Source organism: Ammoniphilus resinae (assembly GCF_017873965.1).
Lineage (GTDB): Bacteria > Bacillota > Bacilli > Aneurinibacillales > RAOX-1 > Ammoniphilus_A > Ammoniphilus_A resinae.
In genome coordinates this window covers 524,423-543,273 of sequence record NZ_JAGGKT010000002.1, presented here as the reverse complement: position 1 = coordinate 543,273, position 18,851 = coordinate 524,423, and the positions used below count along the sequence as shown (strand labels likewise).

At 41.6% G+C, this 18,851-nt stretch carries 15 protein-coding genes; 10 read left to right on the top strand and 5 right to left on the bottom strand.

The genetic code is table 11. The annotated features are described in order from the left end of the window. Positions 1 to 113: 113 nt before the first annotated feature. The gene (locus tag J2Z37_RS06695) at positions 114 to 1,346 is read right to left on the bottom strand and encodes an aminopeptidase (protein ID WP_209809439.1); all 1,233 of its coding nucleotides are present in this window, start codon (positions 1,344 to 1,346) and stop codon (positions 114 to 116) included. 149 nt (positions 1,347 to 1,495) lie between these two features. Between J2Z37_RS06695 and J2Z37_RS06690 the strand changes: the two genes are divergently transcribed. After that, positions 1,496 to 1,915 carry a Dps family protein gene (locus J2Z37_RS06690; RefSeq protein WP_209809545.1) on the top strand — a complete coding sequence of 140 codons (420 nt, stop codon included), beginning with the start codon at positions 1,496 to 1,498 and terminating at the stop codon, positions 1,913 to 1,915. A 46-nt stretch (positions 1,916 to 1,961) separates the two neighbouring features. Here J2Z37_RS06690 and J2Z37_RS06685 read toward each other — a convergent pair whose 3' ends face one another. Continuing rightward, complete coding sequence (locus J2Z37_RS06685; protein ID WP_209809438.1) at positions 1,962 to 2,786, bottom strand: alpha/beta hydrolase family protein; 825 nt, start codon at positions 2,784 to 2,786, stop codon at positions 1,962 to 1,964. A 102-nt stretch (positions 2,787 to 2,888) separates the two neighbouring features. Here J2Z37_RS06685 and J2Z37_RS06680 point away from each other — a divergent pair, with 102 nt between their 5' ends. After that, the gene (locus J2Z37_RS06680; RefSeq protein WP_209809437.1) at positions 2,889 to 3,530 is read left to right on the top strand and encodes an aspartate/glutamate racemase family protein; all 642 of its coding nucleotides are present in this window, start codon (positions 2,889 to 2,891) and stop codon (positions 3,528 to 3,530) included. An 88-nt stretch (positions 3,531 to 3,618) separates the two neighbouring features. Next, a complete protein-coding gene (locus J2Z37_RS06675; protein WP_245203602.1) occupies positions 3,619 to 4,599 on the top strand; it encodes a 2-hydroxyacid dehydrogenase in 981 nt (326 codons plus the stop codon). Here J2Z37_RS06675 and J2Z37_RS06670 read toward each other — a convergent pair. After that, positions 4,586 to 6,079, bottom strand: coding sequence for an L-lactate permease (locus J2Z37_RS06670; RefSeq protein WP_209809435.1), 1,494 nt, complete (start codon positions 6,077 to 6,079; stop codon positions 4,586 to 4,588). The genes J2Z37_RS06675 and J2Z37_RS06670 overlap by 14 nt on opposite strands. A 195-nt stretch (positions 6,080 to 6,274) precedes the next feature. On the opposite strand from J2Z37_RS06670, the gene J2Z37_RS06665 reads away from it, so the two are divergent. The 4 genes from J2Z37_RS06665 to menA all read left to right on the top strand — a co-directional run bounded on the left by J2Z37_RS06665 (position 6,275) and on the right by menA (position 13,852). Next, entirely contained in the window at positions 6,275 to 7,339 is a 1,065-nt protein-coding gene (locus J2Z37_RS06665; protein ID WP_209809434.1) for a TRAP transporter substrate-binding protein, read from the top strand. Between the two features lie 129 nt (positions 7,340 to 7,468). Then, the gene (locus tag J2Z37_RS06660; protein WP_209809433.1) at positions 7,469 to 8,707 is read left to right on the top strand and encodes a metallophosphoesterase family protein; all 1,239 of its coding nucleotides are present in this window, start codon (positions 7,469 to 7,471) and stop codon (positions 8,705 to 8,707) included. A 13-nt stretch (positions 8,708 to 8,720) separates the two neighbouring features. Then, positions 8,721 to 12,290: a YhaN family protein gene (locus tag J2Z37_RS06655; protein ID WP_209809432.1), complete on the top strand. Its 3,570-nt coding sequence runs from the start codon at positions 8,721 to 8,723 to the stop codon at positions 12,288 to 12,290. A 35-nt stretch (positions 12,291 to 12,325) separates the two neighbouring features. After that, positions 12,326 to 13,852 carry a 1,4-dihydroxy-2-naphthoate octaprenyltransferase gene (gene menA / locus J2Z37_RS06650; protein WP_209809431.1) on the top strand — a complete coding sequence of 509 codons (1,527 nt, stop codon included), beginning with the start codon at positions 12,326 to 12,328 and terminating at the stop codon, positions 13,850 to 13,852. A gap of 298 nt (positions 13,853 to 14,150) precedes the next feature. Here the strand turns inward: menA and J2Z37_RS06645 are convergent, their stop codons facing one another. Next, a complete protein-coding gene (locus tag J2Z37_RS06645) occupies positions 14,151 to 14,819 on the bottom strand; it encodes a DNA-3-methyladenine glycosylase family protein (protein WP_209809430.1) in 669 nt (222 codons plus the stop codon). A gap of 223 nt (positions 14,820 to 15,042) precedes the next feature. On the opposite strand from J2Z37_RS06645, the gene J2Z37_RS06640 reads away from it, so the two are divergent. Then, positions 15,043 to 15,723 carry an RraA family protein gene (locus tag J2Z37_RS06640; protein ID WP_209809429.1) on the top strand — a complete coding sequence of 227 codons (681 nt, stop codon included), beginning with the start codon at positions 15,043 to 15,045 and terminating at the stop codon, positions 15,721 to 15,723. 180 nt (positions 15,724 to 15,903) lie between these two features. Here J2Z37_RS06640 and J2Z37_RS06635 read toward each other — a convergent pair whose 3' ends face one another. Beyond that, positions 15,904 to 17,097 carry an MFS transporter gene (locus J2Z37_RS06635; RefSeq protein ID WP_209809428.1) on the bottom strand — a complete coding sequence of 398 codons (1,194 nt, stop codon included), beginning with the start codon at positions 17,095 to 17,097 and terminating at the stop codon, positions 15,904 to 15,906. Positions 17,098 to 17,388: 291 nt separating this feature from the next. On the opposite strand from J2Z37_RS06635, the gene J2Z37_RS06630 reads away from it, so the two are divergent. Both J2Z37_RS06630 and J2Z37_RS06625 read left to right on the top strand, forming a co-directional pair. Continuing rightward, the gene (locus tag J2Z37_RS06630; RefSeq protein ID WP_209809427.1) at positions 17,389 to 18,372 is read left to right on the top strand and encodes an aldose 1-epimerase; all 984 of its coding nucleotides are present in this window, start codon (positions 17,389 to 17,391) and stop codon (positions 18,370 to 18,372) included. 10 nt (positions 18,373 to 18,382) lie between these two features. Beyond that, a complete protein-coding gene (locus J2Z37_RS06625) occupies positions 18,383 to 18,790 on the top strand; it encodes a hypothetical protein (RefSeq protein WP_209809426.1) in 408 nt (135 codons plus the stop codon). The last annotated feature ends 61 nt before the right edge of the window (positions 18,791 to 18,851 follow it).

The following is an 18,851-nucleotide window of genomic DNA, read 5'->3' as shown; positions in this document are numbered from 1 at the left end:
AAGGAGTCAGACCTCTGTCGGGGATTTGTCGAATCAAAAACTCTTATAATTTTATGAGTTAGAGCCTATTCGATAAATTATGGCAGAGGTCTGACTTCAAATCTACAAGTTTTCTAAATTGCCCAATTTCCTTTTCGGAATAACGCCTCTCTTTTCCCGTCTGCAGTTTCCCCGTCAATATTTAATTCCGCAGAACCAATCATGAAATCTACATGCGTTATACTTGCGTTTAAACCATTTTCCGCAAGTTCATCTTTAGACATGCTTTTTCCACCCTCGAGGCAAAATGCATAGGCATTCCCGATTGCCAAATGGCAGGAGGCATTTTCATCAAACAATGTATTAAAGAAAATAAGATTCGTGTTTGAGATTGGCGATTGGTGTGGGACCAAAGCTACCTCACCTAGATATTGCGAGCCTTCATCGGTTTCGACCAGCCGTTTTAGGGTCTCGTAGCCACTTTCAGCGGTGTAGTCGACAATTTTTCCATTTTCAAAGGTAAGCGAAAAATTCTCAATCAAATTTCCTCCATAATTCAAAGGCTTGGTGCTTGATACGACCCCGTTGACTCCACCGCGCAGAGGCGTTGTAAATACCTCTTCCGTCGGCATATTCGCGACAAAAGTGGTTCCTTTTTCATTTACACTGCCGCCACTTACCCATAAATGTTTCGCGGGAAGCTCAATGGATAGTTTTGTTCCTGGTGCTTCATAGTGTAAATACCGATATCTCTTATCGTTTAAGAACTTTGCTTTATCATCCAAGGTGGAGGTATGATCTTTCCAGGCCCCAACTGGATCATCTAGATCCGTTCTGGTTGCCTTAAAAATCGCTTCCCAGAGAGCTTCAACTGCCTTCGTTTCATCCAAATCAGGGAACACCTTGGCAGCCCAAGCTGGTGAAGGGACGGCGATCACAGACCAGCTTATTTTATCTGCCATGGCGTAACTTCGAAATCCTTGCATAGCTTGTCCAGATGCTTTGTTCGCATTGGAAATCCGCTCGGGATCCACCCCTTTTAATAAGTCTGGATTGGAGGCAATTATCGAAAGGAAAGCAGCGCCATTTTCCGCCATTTCTTCAAACCCTTTGGCTCGCCACGCTGGAAACTCTTTAAAGGCCTCATTTGGAGCCATGTCGTATTTGATTCTTGTTAATTCATCATCGTTCCATTCAAAATGTACATTTTTAGCACCCGCTTCATAGGCTTTTCGAGCAACCATTCGAACGAAATCGACCGAAGTCAAGGGGGCCGTTACAACTAAAGTTTGACCTGGTTGAACATTCACTCCCACACGGACTGCTAATTCAGCATAGCGATCTAATTGCTTGATAAATGGGGTCATAGGAATCCTCCTCAATGGTATCGTTTTCTGCAGTATAATTTTACCATATGGGCAGGAAGATTTTAAAATGAAAGAGTAATTCTTTTCCACACCGGAAAAACTATCCCTGAAAATATCACAAGGGGTGTTTCCGATTGAATATAACCGATATGCTTAATAAACAAGTGGCAAATTGGAGTGTCATGTACATCAAACTGCATAATTTTCACTGGTATGTGACAGGTGAGCAATTTTTCACACTCCATGCTAAATTCGAGGAATTCTATAATGAAGCGGCACAGCATATTGACGAATTGGCAGAACGGTTACTATCACTGGGCGGAAAACCGATTGCTACGATGAAAGGGTGCATGGAGCTTGCTTCCATTCAGGAGGCTACAGGGAATGAATCACCAACGGAAATGGTACAAGCTACTGTTAATGACTTCACAAAGATGATTTCGGAATTAAAAGCGGGGATGGAACTTGCAGCGTCTTCGAATGACGAAACGACTGGGGATATGTTTTTGGCTATCCATTCAAGCTTAGAAAAGCATGTTTGGATGTTGAATTCTTTTCTTGGGAAATAGGAAGTGGGGCTGATCTATGAAAGGTTGGAAAACCACCTTTAGTAAATCAGCCTTTTTCAATCCATTGTATTAAGCGTTTGGATGCCAGTTCGTGAATCGAGTAGGGAAATAAATGCCCCTGCTCCTCATAAGTATGCAAGTCTACCTTCTTTCCCAGCTCTTTCAACTTTTGATACATATGAAGTCCGTGGCTATAATCAACCTGCTGGTCTTTCGTCCCGTGAATGATGAGCACCGGACAAGGAATGTCTTCAGCCAGCCGAATGGGGGAGCGCTGTTGGTATGCTTGTGGATTCCTAGCAGGTGTCCCGTGAAGCACGCGCTTTAGCATTCTTCTTAAATCCTTTCGTTCCTCATATGTTTGCGACAAGTCGGAAACGCCACTCCACAGAATTAATTTATGAAGCAGTGGGAGCTGAACGGAAGCTTGTACAGCGTTAATGGCCCCTCTAGAAAAACCCATCATGGAGATATGCTCTGGATTGACAAAGGGTAGATTCTGTAAAAGATGATAGGCACTTAGAACATCCTCGGTATCAGCTCCACCAAATTCATCTCGTCCTTCCCCCCCTTCGTTCCCTCGGTAAGAGGGAGCCAAGACAACGTATCCCATCGAACAAAAAGTCTCAATCCAATGGGTTTTCACACGTCCAAAGCTGCCCATTCCTCCTCGACAGTATAAAATAGCTGGAAATTCTGCCCAACTAAGTTGCTCTTGTTCCTGTATAATAGATTGTGTAAACACTGTAATGGGAAACTGCAATTGCGGTATTTCTTCTAATTTTTTAATGGGAAGGTTAAAGTTATTTGGGATTCCCAAATAACCTTTTACACTTAGCCCGTTAGAAATATAGGTTATATGGTAGATCATCGTTTTCTATTCCTGTCCTAAATTTTTACTGTACTATACCTTTTTTACAATCATAAGGTCAAGCAGTTGATATTAATCAAATAAAAAAGGGTGATTAGGTTGATGAAACTAGCGTTAATCCATGCCATGACTGCCTCGGTTACGCCAATAGAAGAAGCATTTCGCGAGGTTGCACCTGAGGTTACACTGCTGCACTTCATGGATACTGGACTGCTTCCTATGGTTCAAGAGCAAGGAAAATTAACTGTACCGATTATTCAGCGTTTTTCCAAGCTGTTGCAGATGGCAACGGAGTCAAAGGTAGATGCCATCCAACTAACCTGTTCAGCGTTTAATGATGTAACAAAAATATTGCAGCCGCTGCATGAAGAGAAACTGTTTCGTTCAGATGAGGCGATGCTGGATGAGGCTTTAGCCTATCAAAAAATAGGACTGATCTCTACGGTTAAGGAGACGCCTGTTGTTTTGAAAAATTATTTAGTAGAGAAAAATCCGCACCTTCAGATTGAATCGATTGTAAATTCGGATGCTGTGCGTCTGCTCTTCGAGGGGAGAATGGAAGAACATGATGCGTTGATTCGCGAAATGATCGTGGAATTGGATGGAAAAGTCGAAGCGATCGTCCTATCGCAATATAGCATGGCCCATGTTGCCAAACAAATTCAGTCCTCTGTGCCAATTCTAACAGGTCCAATGACAACAGCCAGGCGCTGTCTGGATCATTTACAGAATCTGAAGGGTTAACCCTTTTTGGCTAAGAGACTTCCTTTGTAGTTGTTGTCAAGGTCTAGGCATATACTAGGATCATACAACTCTAGAAAGGATGTATGGGATGTATAGCGTATTTATCACCAGGTCATTACCAGATCCCATTGTAGAAAAAATCGAACAGGTTGCCAAGGTCTCCATGTGGGAGGAAGAAGAGGTTCCTGTGCCACAGGAAAGATTAGAAAAAGAACTTGAGCAAGCTGATGGAATTTTATGCTTGTTAACAGAAACAATAGAAGAAAAGCTCCTGCTGGGGGCCGATCGATTGAAAATTATTAGCAATATGGCTGTAGGCTACAATAACATTGATGTGGCAGCAGCTTCTAAGAAGGGAATCATGGTGACGAATACCCCAGGTGTTTTAACGGAAACGACAGCGGATCTTACTTTTGCGTTATTAATGGCAACAGCGAGAAGGATCGTGGAATCGTCCACTTATTTAAAAAATGGAAAATGGCAAACATGGTCGCCCTTTCAGCTTACGGGTCAGGATGTTTATGGGACTACACTTGGAATCATCGGTATGGGGCGAATTGGCGAGGCGGTTGCAAGAAGGGCTGTTGGATTTGGGATGAATATTCTCTACAATAACCGGAGCAGAAACATGGAAGCCGAGAAGCAGCTTGGGGTGATCTATACGGATTTTGAAACCTTGCTGCGCCAATCCGATTTTGTTTGTGTACTAACCCCTTATACACCAGAAACAAGAAACTTAATTGATCGAGAGCAGCTTTCATGGATGAAAAAAACAGCGACCCTCATCAATACCTCGCGGGGCGGTGTGGTAAATGAGGATGCTTTATATGAGGCATTGGTTGGCCATAAGATCTGGGCTGCCGGTTTGGATGTATTTGAAGAGGAACCAGTTCCCTTGAACCATCCTCTATTATCGCTACCACAAGTGGTGGCTCTTCCACACATTGGCAGCGCCAGCATCCAAACGAGAATGAGGATGGCTGAGCTGGCCGCGGCGAACCTCATCGATGGGTTGCAGGGGAAAAAACCTAAACATTTGGTGAATCCTGCCCCTTCTAATATAGAATAAGGATTCCTCCCAAAATTACAAGCAAGGAGCCACAGGCAATCAGCGCAATGACCTTTAGAATATTGCTTTCCTCCTTATGAACACCTGTAACAGAAACCCCTAGTAGAACACGGGAAGGGGAGGCCATTGTCATATGGGAGGCACTCGCGTTTTGGGCATAAGCAAATAAGTCTGGTGGGAGGCCCAATTGCCCGGCAGTCTGGGCCTGAAGTTTTATGAACATCGCGTTCGATCCCGTATTGCTCCCTGTTAAAAAGCCTCCGGTTCCCCCAATGAGGGGAGACAACACCAGAAAAGCCGATCCAAACGTTGCGGCCGAGGTGTTAGCCAACATAGTGATCATTCCGGCATTGGACATAATTTCGGAAATAGCCACGAATCCAATGGTTGAAAGAGTAACAGGAATCCATTGTTTCATCGTAAGAATACCGGCTTTTTTCATAACCTGCTTGGGAATTTTATAGAACAAGACCGTGAAAACACAGGTTAGCAGGATTGAGAATCCTGGTGAATACATCAACGAAAGTTGAAACGAGTAATTCGGTAAATCGATCACGAATGTCGATAGCAAATATTCCTCAACAGGTGGGATCAACCGAGATACTAACAGAACGATGATTAAAAACAGATAAGGGAATATGGCCCTCGCAATGGATTGTTGGTCACCCAAAGCAGCAGACGATTGGGAGTGTGATTCTGTGTGCTTAATCTTTCTATTGGAAAATTGAATCCACAGAATCTGCACGGCCATTGCTGCCGAAGCACCTAGCACACCGGCTAATTCCACACTAACTTCGGCACTAAACCACCAGATGCCCAGAGCAAGAGTTCCGCACACCAGAAATAATTCGCATCCTTTCCTTTTTACCTCTCCCCAGCCTCCTGCGATAGAAACGACAAGTATGGCAAAGTAGAAAAAGGTAGGCGCTGTCAATATGGCTGTTCCCATGCCTAATTGCTGCAACGGTATCCCAATAAGGGATGCTCCAACGACACTCCCAGTTGCTAATGCCCCCCAAGGTACCGCGCTTAATCCAAGTAAAGACAATATCGTTGCCTTTTTGGGAGACCATCCTAACTCAATCAGTATAGGTGCCACCACAATAATCGCAATGCCAAATCCACTAACCGATTCAACAAACGGGGAAAAAGCAATCACTAAAAGGATAACTTGCTGGATAGGGTCAGGAGTAATTTGCGAGATGAAGGAGGCAATCGCCTTGATCGATCCCATTTCGTTCATCAAATGAAAGAGGAGAATCCCAAAGAGAAGTACATAGGCAACAATAGCGGAAATGAGGGTTCCTTTGATGATGGATGATCCCATCTGTGCTAAATCCAGATGGAATGATGAGACGAAAGAAGTAATTAGCACGACAAATAAAAGCCCCCATAAACTTGCCCGTACCGAGGATTGTTTAAGAACGAAAAGGAGAATAAAAATGAGTAAAACAGGTGATAAAGCGATCCAGATTTCCAAGGGAATCCCTCCTGACGTAATATTTTACATAGTAATTCTGAAAATAGAACTAGTCAAGAAATCACATACAATTAAGTAAATAAAAACATTTACATATTATATAATTTCAATTATACTGATTGTTGTCGACAAGTATACGAATCTTGTGACGGGACTGAATTTAAATAAATATATATCTTTGGGGGAAAAGGGAACATGTTAAAAAAGGGTAGAAAACTTGCTTCGTTCTTGGTTATTTCTAGTTTGCTAGTTACTGCTGTCGGCTGCGGAGGCGGACAAGACGACAAAACTTCAGCACAACCAGCATCGGGCAATGATACAGCGAGTGGGATCCAAGACCGTAAAATTAAATTGGGAATTGGACTAAACGAAGATCACCCAGAAGCGTTTGGTGCTAGAAAGTTCAAAGAAATTGTCGAAGAAAAAACAGCCGGAAAAATTAAGGTAGACCTATTCTATAGTAATACCCTTGGTGATGATCAAAAGATGGCAGAAGCACTCAAAGGTGGGTTACAGGAGCTGACTGTCATATCTACTTCACCACTCGCGCCGACAGTAAAAGAATTTGGAATTTTTGACTTTCCGTTCGTTTTTAATACGGGAGAAGAAGCAGATGCTGTTTTGGATGGTCCGGTTGGGCAAGCGGTCCTCGATAAACTGCCAGAACAGGGATGGATTGGTCTCGCTTATTGGGAAAATGGATTCCGTAACTTGACCAATAGTAAGCATCCTGTGGCCAAGCTTGAGGATTTTGAAGGGTTGAAAATTCGAACGATGCAAAACCAGGTCCATTTGGATGTATTTAAGCAATTAGGTGCCAACCCAACACCGATGGCGTTCTCTGAAGTATTTACAGCAATGGAAAGCAAGGCGATTGATGGACAGGAAAACCCGTTTCCAACGATTGAATCTAATAAATTTAATGAGGTTCAGACCTATTTAAGCGTGACAAACCACGTCTATACGCCATTTATTTTCTTGGCTGGAAAGCCATTCTGGGATAAGCTTTCTGACGAGGAAAAGCAAATTTTGCAAGATGCTGCAAAGGAAGCGGGAAAAGTTGAGCGTCAGTTGAATCGTGAACAAAATGTTAAATCATTGGAGAATCTGAAGGCAGCCGGGATGCAGGTTAACGAAGTATCCCCTGAAGAAAAAGCAAGAATTCAAGAGGCAATTAAGCCTGTTATTGATAAGTATTCCAAAGAACTTGGCGAAGATTTAGTGAAACAAATGTTTGAGGAAGTAGAAAAGTTACGTTAATAAGGAAAAAAAGATTGGCCAGTTCTAGAATCTAGATAAGGCTGGTCTTTTTTTGTTTTCTACAGTGATTCACTATGTTATAATAGGAATAAATGTTCGTGTGCTATAAATTCGTACTAGGAGGGGCCAATGAAATTTATTCATGCAGCCGATATCCATTTGGACAGTCCACTTCGGGGGCTGGAACGCTATGAGGGGGCACCGGTAGAAACGATTCGCGGTGCTTCACGTCAAGCATTTGTTCGTTTGGTTGACTTGTGTTTAGAGGAAGAAGTCGATTTCCTTCTGATTGCAGGGGATTTGTATGATGGAAACTGGCCTGATTTTAATACCGGCCTATTCTTTGCAAAACAAATGTCAAGGCTTCGCGAAGCTTCCATCCCTGTATATCTTATTCGTGGCAATCACGATGCAGCCAGCCGAATCACGAAGCAAATCCCGTTGCCAGAGAATGTCCATGTATTTTCATTTGAATCGGCACAAACGTATTTTATCGAGCCATTGAAGGTTGCGATCCATGGTCAGAGCTTTGCGATGCAATCAGTCACGGAGAATCTAGTCTATCAATATCCAATGCCTTGTGAAGGTTATTTTAATATTGGCTTATTACATACTAGTTTAAACGGTCGTGAAGGACATGAATCATATGCCCCTTGTACAGTAGGAGACCTGATCGATAAGGGGTATGACTATTGGGCCTTAGGTCATATTCATAAGCGGGAATTAATCAGTGAAAATCCATGGATCCTTTTTCCAGGGAATATACAAGGAAGGCACATAAAGGAAACAGGGGATAAAGGGTGTTCACTGATCCGCGTAGAGGAAGAACTCAGTATAGAACATCGATCCTTAGATGTTTTGCGTTGGGACCTTTGCGAAGTGGACATTACGGATGCCAGTGAACTATCTGAAGTCTATGACCAGGTGAACCAAGCCGTAAGAGAACGAATCCAGGCTGCAGAACAACGCTTGTTAGCCTTGCGAATTGTGCTCACTGGGTCCACCCCTGTGCACCAGGATTTAAATGAAGATATCGAACAAACGGTAAATAGTATTCGGGCGATAGCAACCGATTCGAGCTTAGGTCATCTTTGGGTAGAAAAAATCAAAATTCAAACAAAACCAGTAGAAAATTTGGATGATTTGCTAGAGGGAAACACGCCACTAGCACATCTTTTAACCTATATTGAATCGTTACGGGAACAGGATGTCCTTCTGGAAGAATTGGTAGAGGAACTTAAACCATTAAGAGCAAAGCTTCCACCTGAGTTTTTTGAAGAAGAAAACGAAGAGATTAAGGATACGGGCTTCATTAAAAATCAATTGAAGGATATTGAGCAGCTCATTATTTCCCAGATTTTAAAATAGAAGGGGGTAACCCATGAGAATCGAGGAAATCCATCTGGAGGCTTTCGGATGTTATACGGATTACCGCATTTCCTTTGGAGATACCAATCGAACGTTTCATCTTCTTTATGGAAGCAATGAAGCTGGGAAGAGTACCCTGCTTCGAGGATTAACCAACCTGTTTTATGAGATTCCTGCCAATACAATGGATGCATTTTTTCATATGCCAAACAAGTTAAGAATCGGCGGGACGATTCAATGTTCTGATGGAAGACGCTGTTCCTTCTATCGACGAAAAGGGAATAAAAATACATTAATGTTTGCTGACAAGCAGCCGATGGAGGATTCGGCTTTACAATCCTTTCTTGGGGGAGTTTCCAAAGAGGCGTTTACTTCGATGTTTGCATTAAATCACGAAACGTTGCGCATGGGTGGTGAAAGTCTTCTAAGAGGGGGAGGGAACCTAGGAGAAAGCCTTTTTGAAGCAGCAGCCGGAATTCATCATCTGAACCAAGTGCTGATAAAACTTGATAAAGCGACAGGCAATCTGTTCAGCCCAAAGGCTTCCAAACCCATCATTAACCAGCTCCTTAGTGAACATAAAAAGCTAAAAGAGAAGACCAAAGCCGCATCATTAAGTGCAAATAAATGGTTAGAGTTGAAAAAACAACTTTCTATGAAAGAAAAAGAACTTCTTTCTCTTAAGCAGGAAATCCGTGCGGAGGAGAAAGAACAGACAAAACTGGAGAGGATCCTCTGGTCTTTGCCGTTCATTGCAAAAAGGAAAACCTTGCTTGAAGGATTGAATGCACTCGGACAAGTGGTCGTTCTTCCTGCAGAATTTACTGTTCAGCGCATGGATCTTTCTAGCAAGCTGGCTTTAGAACGGGATCAAAAAGAGCGTTTGCTAAAAGAAATCGTAGAATTAGAGCAACAGATTTTAGAACATGATATTCCGCAGGAACTCATCTTACATGCCGATCTCATTGTGGATCTGCACCAGCAATTGTCAAACTACCGAACCGATCGAGCCGGTGTTCCCCAATTAGAGGCGGAAAACCGTCTGCTTGAGGACGAGATGAAGGACAAACTGTTACAGCTTCAATACCATGGTCCACGGGAACAACTGGAGAAATTGCGGATACAACTGTTTGATAAAGAAAGAATGCGCCAGCTGGCCTCGCAATATTATGTGCTTGAACAACAGTTGAGTAATTCAGAAAAGCAGCTTCGTGAGCGCTCCGAGGAACTTGAAGAGCTGGCGCATAAACGCGGGAGCATTGGGGAAGTGGTTGATATACAGCCACTCGAACGGGAAGTGGCAGATATCCGCAAACTAGGAGATCCGGAAGCCAATTTAGAAAAGGAGCAGAAGGCTAAAGGTTCCCTTGAACGAGAAATCGAACTGGAAATTGAGAAGGATCCACTCTGGTCTGGCACTGTGGAAGAAGCTGAGAGGATCTCTATTCCATTGTCAGAGACTCTGGATGGTTTTCAGGAACAGCAACAACAGCTATTGTCGGAAAAGAATACGTTAAATCAGAAGATTAAAGAACTAGCTTGTGTCCAAAAAGAAATTCAAGATGAATTAGAGGATATGTCCAGGCAAGGACAGGTCCCGACCGAGCAGGAGCTACTCCAATCACGTGAAGTACGGGAGCAGGGATGGGAGCTCATTCGTCGGTCTTGGTTGGATAGGCAGCCGGATATAAAAGGGGAACAAGCCTATTCCTCTGAGAAATTAGATATTGCTTATCAGCATGCCGTGGAAAAAGCGGATGAAGTGTCAGATCTTCTGCGCATTGAGGCGGAGAGGGTTGCACGGTATGAACACCTGATTGAGATGAAGAAACAAAAGGAACAAGCCTTGAACAGTCTTTATGAGGCACTTGAAGCTAGGGAAAAGGATATTGCAGGTTGGAATGAGCAGTGGCAGGAATTATGGAGGAAAACGGGGATTCAACCATTAAGCCCGAAAGAAATGAAGGGTTGGTGTTATAAGCACGCGGAGCGCCTGCTGTTGATTAAACAATGGCGGGAACTTGTACACTCTGTTGAAGAGAGCCAACTTAAATTAGAGGACAATCGTGCTTTATTCGTTTCTCTTTTATCTGAACACGAGTCAAATCTGTCAGTACAGGGAGCTTCTTTATCCGCCCTTCTTAGGCAAGGTGAAAGGATCCTTGCGGAAAATGAAAAACGCCGAAACGATCTAGAGCATCTCAATCGAAGGGTTGAAGAAGTTTCCCAAAAACTGAGAAGATCGAGGGAGGATTACGACCTGGCGCAGGAAAAGATCAAAGGGTGGAGCAAGAGTTGGACAGGGGCCATCAGTAAGACAAGTATGCCTGAGACCTTGACCGTTGAGATGGCCGCTCAATATATCCAAATTCACGATGAACTATTTGCCCGGGTGGATCACCAAAAGAAAAATCAATGGGTGTTGGAACAGAAACGGATGGCTGTTCAACAATTCGAAGATCAGGCGAGGGAGTTTTTGGCTAAAATAGAATGGAACGGACAAGATTTTCATTCTGTCGAGCATCTTGTTACAGAGCTGTATGCTGCATTGCAGAAAGCTCAGCGGGACGTGGAAAGAAAACAACATAGGATTGACCAACTAACACAGAAGAAGCAGGAGTTTGAGCAGCTTGAGAAAAATCTGCTTGCTCTGGAAAGCAAAATGCATCTGTTGGTAACCCAGGCCAGTTGTGAGCAGGAGGAACAACTGCAGGTGGCAGAAGAGCGATCACAAGCTTATTGTCAAATACAACAGCAATTAACATTACTAGAACAGCAATTATTAGAAAATGGCGCCGGTTTAACGATTCAGGAGCTGATTGAGGAAACGGACCACGTGGATCGGGACCTTCTTCCACAACTCGTAAAAGAGAGGGAAGATCTTCTAAGAAGTAAAAACGAAGAAAAATCACGCTTAGATCAAGAATATGGCGTTATCAAATACGAATTTGAAAAGCTAAATGGGGAATCCCAGGAAGCATTAATTGCTGCCGAAGAAGGAGAAACGGTGATCGCGAGTCTGCGTCAAGAATCGGGTCGATACATTCGTTACCAATTAGCCGCATCCATTCTAAGAAAAGCGATTGATGATTTTCGGGAGAAAAATCAGCACCCTATTCTTCAACGTGCTAGTTATTTATTCAACCGTTTAACGCTCGGGTCATTTGCTGGACTAAGTATTGGGTTTGACAGCAAGGATACTCCTGTTATCGTGGGAATTCGGGAAAACGGTGAACAGGTTGGGGTGGAAGGAATGAGTGATGGGACACAAGATCAACTCTATCTTGCCTTGCGTATCGCCAATGTGGAAAAATATGCCACGGAAAACGAACCGATGCCTTTGATTTTGGATGATATCCTGGTTCACTTCGATGATCAACGGAGCAAGGAAACTCTCCGGATCTTAGCGGAAATTTCCTCCAAAGTGCAAGTGATTTATTTTACCCATCATGCACATCTTGTCGGATTAGCAAAGGAAGTCGTGGATCAGAATATGTTGGATATTCATCGCATTCACCATCGGCAGGTATATACGGAAATAATTGACATGAGCGAAGACAAGAAAAGTGATATAATGATATAGTTTTTCACTATGTTATTGTAAGGAAGGGAACAGGAATGTCGTATTCAAAAGAACAGGTGCTGGAGTTTTTAAATACCGTGGAAATTGCTGCGATTGGGACATCTAATATGGGTTCGCCGCGGATCCGGATGATGCACTTTGCGGTAGATGAAGATTTCAATATATATGTCTCTTCCATGAAAGGGGATCCGAAGATCATCCAATGGGTGAATATCCCGGAAACTGCTATTCTTATGAAAAGTGATGGGACCCCTTTTGTGGAGACAACAGAATGTGAAATCATTGGCCGGGCTGAAATAGTTAAAACAGAAGAAGAACGTGCCAAGGCGATTGAACTAGTAAAGGTCAAATCACCGATTGTTGCAAATTTCGATCAGGTAGGGGCTTTGGATCGCCTTGACTTTATCAAAATTGTTCCAAGCTTGGTGAAATATCGTTATGTACCAGATATTTTAAATGGTCATCCACCGACGATTTTCACCTCTGAGGAAAAACAAGAAACTAAGGCATGGGCCGATGTTAAGGCACGGGCTCGTGCCTGGAAGGAAGCTGTAAGGCCGCTAAGCCTTACGGCATCCAGCGTTCCGGTGATCCTTGGTGGTGCAATGGCTTATGCTTTGGATGCGCAGTTCAATTTCCTATTATTCGTCTTAACGTTCATTGGCGCCGTGATGATCCAGGCGGGGACAAACATCATCAATGACTGGAAAGACGCCGAACGGGATGCCCAGAACATCGAGGGAATTCGTCCTTTTACAGGGGGTTCGCGGGTTATCCAAATGGGGTTAATTTCCAAGGCGGAAATGGGTTTTGTGGGAATTTTATTATCTACCTTGGCCGCTCTGATTGGGATCTATTTGGTGTTTGCTAGCGGTTGGGGGTTAATCCCTCTGGTTATTTTTGGGTTAGCTGCTGGTGTATTTTACACCGGTGGGAAAGGGAAATTCAGCTTTATTAACATGGGGCCGGGAATTGCTGAAGGATTAATCGCCACAGCCTACGGCATATTGATTGTGCTAGGGACCTATTATGTCCAAACACATCATTATTCGTTGGAAGTATTTCTGGTTTCGTTACCCTTATCTTTATTTATTGTTAACGTCCTGCTTATTAATCAATTCCAGGATGCGAATTCAGATATTAAGTCTGATAAAAAAACACTGGTTGTGAGAATAGGAAGAAAATCAGCGAAAAATGTACTGATTGCCCTTTTCATCATTGGTTACCTTCTGATTGCTATTCTGCCGACGTTTTCAGATGTGCCAAACACTATTTACCTGGGATTTTTATCTTTGCCATTTACCTGGAAGGCAATCAAATATGCTAACCTATATTACGATAAACAAATGACAGATCTTGTACCATCGAATGCTCATACTGCAATCACCCACTTATTTAACGGATTATTGCTGGCTCTTGCTTATCTTTGGGTTTCCACCAACATGGTTGTTATTGGTCTTTATATCATAGCGACTGTCTACTTGGTTCTCTGGGTCTGGAGATATATTGAGCGTCAACGAAGGGTAATGAATAGTGTAAGGGAAGCTTTTAATCTTAAATAGTGCAGTTGGGGCTCGAATCACCGCCTTGGTGTGGTGGTTTCGGGTCTTTTTTTGGTGAAAGCCTTGTGACGTGATGTGGTTGAACACCACACGGGGGTGAAGTTACCTCGTGATAACGGAAAATTTTTCCGTTATCACAGCTTTTTGGACCAATACCAACCAAATAACGGAAATCTTTTCCGCTATGCCAAATTGCAATCGTTTACAAGAAGGCCTCCAACCCAAATAACGGAAAAAAATTCCGCTAATCCTCATTTTAGAAGCTAACTATCGCAGATAGCGGAAAAATTTTCCGTTATTATGAACTACTCCGATTTCGTGCCTGTTCAAGTGTGTCAAACCGATCAACATAGCCTCGATTTATCGCCTCCCAAAGGTAGAAAGAAGCAGCTGAGTAATATGGATTCCAGTGAACAGACATTTCCTTCATACATTTTCGGCCATCCAAGTTCCGGTCCAAGTTATACAACCATTTCACTGCGCGCTGCAAACCCGCATCTGCAACAGAAAGCACATCCATCCGTCCTAAGCTAAATATCAGAAACATCTCCGCTGTCCAATTACCAATTCCCTTTGTTTTGGTTAGCAATTTAATAATCTCTTCATTATTAAGCTGGGGGAAGACAGAGAAGTTGATGTCATTGGAAAGGACATTCTCAGCCAGGCTTTTCATATAGGTTATTTTGGATTTTGAAACCCCAGCCTGTCTCAGTTCCTCTTCCGAAAGATCATAGATTGATTGTGGTGTCAGTTCATCGACAAGTTGCAAAACTCGGGTGAAAATTGTCTGCGCCGCTTTCACAGAAATTTGCTGTCCTACAATCGATTTTATAAGAGATAAAAATGGATCTTCGCGTAAAGGAATATAGACGGTTCCAAGGAAAGTAATTAATTGACCTAATCTTTGATCCGACTGGATCAACTTTGCTACATGTTCGTTTTCAGGATTTAAAATGATTCTTTCCATTGGGGTCACCTTTGGTTTTTGGACTTTTGAATTCAAATCTATATTAAAAAACCAGGATAGATTTTTCAAGTGTAGCTGTGGTTCCAGGGGTATAGATTTTCGCTTAAACTGCACGAAGGCGTACTTAGGACTTATTTTGCTGAATCCTCTTATGGGATTGGAATGTAAAACATGGTAAAATAGATTAAATAATTCAATAAATTCTTAATAGAGGTGATAAAGAATGAGTAATGTTGGCTTTAGAGTTTTTTCAAATTTCAAAAGGTTAGAAAGGGAATTAATTGAACAATTTCGGGAGATTCCTACATCAAATACTGCAGATGTGATGGGGCGCTCCGCTTCCATTGGGGGGGAGATGAAGGCGTATCACAGACCGGGATTAACCATGGCGGGTTCCGCCTTTACCGTGCGAGTTTCCCCGGCTGATAATTTAATGATGCATAAGGCACTAGAAATGGCCAAGCCTGGTGATGTAATCGTGGTTGACGCCGGCGGTGACCTGACAAACGCCATCACTGGCGAACTTATGGCTACATACGCAAAATCGAAGGGTTACGAAGGCTTTGTTATTAATGGTGCTGTGCGAGATCGTGCGGGACTTTGGGAACTAAGATTCCCAGTCTATGCAAAAGGCCTGCAACCGCGTGGTCCTTATAAAGATGGCCCTGGCGAGATTAATGTACCAGTCAGTTGTAATGGTGTAGTGGTTAATCCCGGAGATATAGTTATTGGCGATGATGATGGTCTTGTTGTCATTCCAGCCCAAGATGCGGAGAATATACTAAAAAAGGCATTAGAGAAAGTAGAGCTCGAGCGAGTGATGATGGAAAGTATCCGTAATGGTACCTTAGATCAGTCATGGGTAGATGAAACGCTAAAACAAAAGGGATGTGAGTTTAATTAATCATTTGAAATAATACTATCTGGGAATAGGAAGACTAGGCCAACCCTAACGTCTTCCTATTTTTTTCATGAATGGCGTTTTCTTTTAAAGATCAGATTTGTATGTCATTGTATATTTGGGTTTACCGTATGACCGACAGCCTAGCACGCACGAGCTATCGAAAAAAAGGGTATATTTTGATCAAAGTGATACGCCTGAACTCGTTTGTTTTTTTTCCACCTTTGATCGCTTTTGTTCGATGAAAAAAAGCACCACTATACACGCTAAAATAAAGATGATCATTCCCTGATAGGTCAGCCCACTAAATTCTTTAACCTGTGCAATGAGCAATAACATGATGATTCTGCCGATATTTAGAATTACTTCTCTTCCAATTATAACCTTTGTTAAAGTGGTCGATTTGAATTGTCTCATATAGTTAAATTGATTTGAATTCCAATTTGTAATCAAAAAGAAATATCCGATTGCTGAAAAAACATTCAACAATACCAGGTTCAATGGTTCGGGATATATGGCTAGTAGGTAAGCCATTCCCATTAGAACTACACCCCATTGTAATTGACGGGTATGTGGAATGTGTGCTTTACGTGCAAAAAAATAAGCGCCAATCGTTAAAATGGTATATAGCACATTTAACCCAGCGATGATAATTTTGTTTTCGGAAATATGAAAGGTATACAATTGAGTAAATAATAGCTGAAATTGCAACAAAAACCCCATGAAAAAGCAGGAAGAAAGGAAGGATCTTAATTTTTGCATTTGCATCCAAGGGTTTTGCACACGGAAAAAAGGCTTTTCTTTGTCTTCCTTCGATAGAGTAACATTGGGAATATAAAAAGTTAAGATAAAGAGGATACATACAACGGAAAACACAATGATAAAAGACGTAGCATAACCGAACAATTTAATAATTATTGCAAAAACGATGGGATTTAAAATCGATAAAAATTGTTGAGCGATTGTGTATAAATAAAAATAGGTATTTAACTCTTCTCCTTTCCCATAAAAGGAGATAAAAATATTTTGTGACATAAAATAGGTACCACACATAAATCCTACCGAAGCTCCAATACTTAGGTTCCATAAGAAGGGTGAGGCATTAGGGAAAGCCAACAAAAAGTAAAATGCGGTGAGCGCCATTAACGAGGCAATTCTCATCGTTACCTGCAAAGAGTAGACAGTAAAAATTTTCCCCGCTATGGTAAAAGCTACTCCCCAAAAAATGAGCATCGTGATATTAAACCATGCTACCTGGGAAATTTGATGATACTTCTCCCAAATGTAAAGATTGATAAAAATGGTAACATAAGAATTGATAATAGAGAAAATAACGGTCGTGAGGAGTAAAAATCGTAGTTCTTTTCCGAGACCCATTTATATGTTACCTCCACTCAATTCAATGTAATTTATTGTTGTAACATTTTGAATGTTTTGTTATCTACATCACACTAATCATATCAGTTTCTCCACCGTAAATCATCGGTTTTTTTAGCATGTATAAAACCAACATAGCAATTCATTTCTTAATCGAAAAGAAAGCCATTTTGGAAATTCATTGAATAGAGGATAAATGAAAAGTTTAGGTTTAATTATTTAATTATTCGTAATATAATATAAAATAAAATGGTGATAAAGCTTTTATACCATAGAAAGGTGGCAAATAGATTGCAACCCTATTTCAAACAGATCTCTTTTTTGGAAGAGGAAGGGATTCTTGCTGCAAATGAGAATCTGGAGCTAACATTAATTCCAAGCTGGGGAAGTAATCTTATATCCCTAAGGGATAAAAAAGTCAATCTGGAATTATTACGAATTCCTCAAACTAGAGTGGCCTTCCTGCATAATCCGGGACTCTATGGAATACCCATTTTATTTCCACCAAATAGAATTGCAGATGGAACTTTTTCTTTCGGAAAACAAACCTATCATTTTGAAATTAATGAAAGGGATAAAAACAATTATATCCATGGATTTGTACATTCACTTAACTGGGAGCTTAAAGAAACAAAGGTTCAGGATGGGAAGATAGTTATTCTAACTGAATTAGATTCTAATCGGTATCCTCATATTCAAGAGCAATTTCCTCATCATTTTATTATTCAGATGTCCTACATTCTGGATCAAAACACTATATATAAGGAAGCAACAATCATTAACAAAAGTAATCAACCATTTCCTTGGGGGTTAGGGTACCATACCACCTTTCGTTTTCCAATCGCACGAAATGCCACCCTTGACGATATTACCTTCTCCCTATCTGTGGAGAAACAATGGCAGCTAAACAATCGCTTACTTCCTACAGGTGAATTGTTTACTTCTGATTTTCACGAGGATCTTCGGAGAGGTGTGGTGTTGAAGGGAAAACCGCTAGATGATGTTTTTTTATCTGGTCAACCTAATCATGCTGTGATTTTTGATAGGAAAACTAATTTAGAAATTACGTATCAGGGGGATGAGAATTTTAAACATTGGGTTGTATACAATGGTGATGGATACCAAGACTTTATTTGCCCAGAACCTTATACTTGGGTTACAAATGCACCGAATTTAAAATTACCTCCAAAATTAACCGGATTGCAGGTATTAGAGCCTGGTGAACAAAAAACCGTAAAAAGTAATATATCTATCAGACATCGAGATAAAAATTGAACTAGGGAAGGTGTTAACAGTGCTTTTACGAAGATTAACTGGCATTTGGAGAACTTCAGAGGAAACAGGGGAAAAAGTAAGAAATCCCAGTCTGCAAACAAGATATTATAGAATAAGAATGACACAGTTAATAGAAAAAATAGAATATATCGTTCAGCATAAGTTGAGAAACTGGAAGGTAGTTCATATCAACCGTGAACGCGGGGAGATTATTTTAGAAAAAAAACACCTTATAAGAACAAGTGACGTAGTCATTACGGTTTATGATATGCCTGCATTTCGTTCCGCAGTTGATATTACCTCGGCAATCAAAGGTCCATTTGGAGATTTAGGTTTGAGTTGTGACAATATTTTTGAGTTTTTCGGAGTTTTAGGGAAGGAACTTGAACCTGGTCAGGATTTGTCGAAAATTGGGTAGGGAGCTTAATGGTGATGGAGGATACTTCAGAGAATCAATGGGGCGCAAGAAAATATTATTC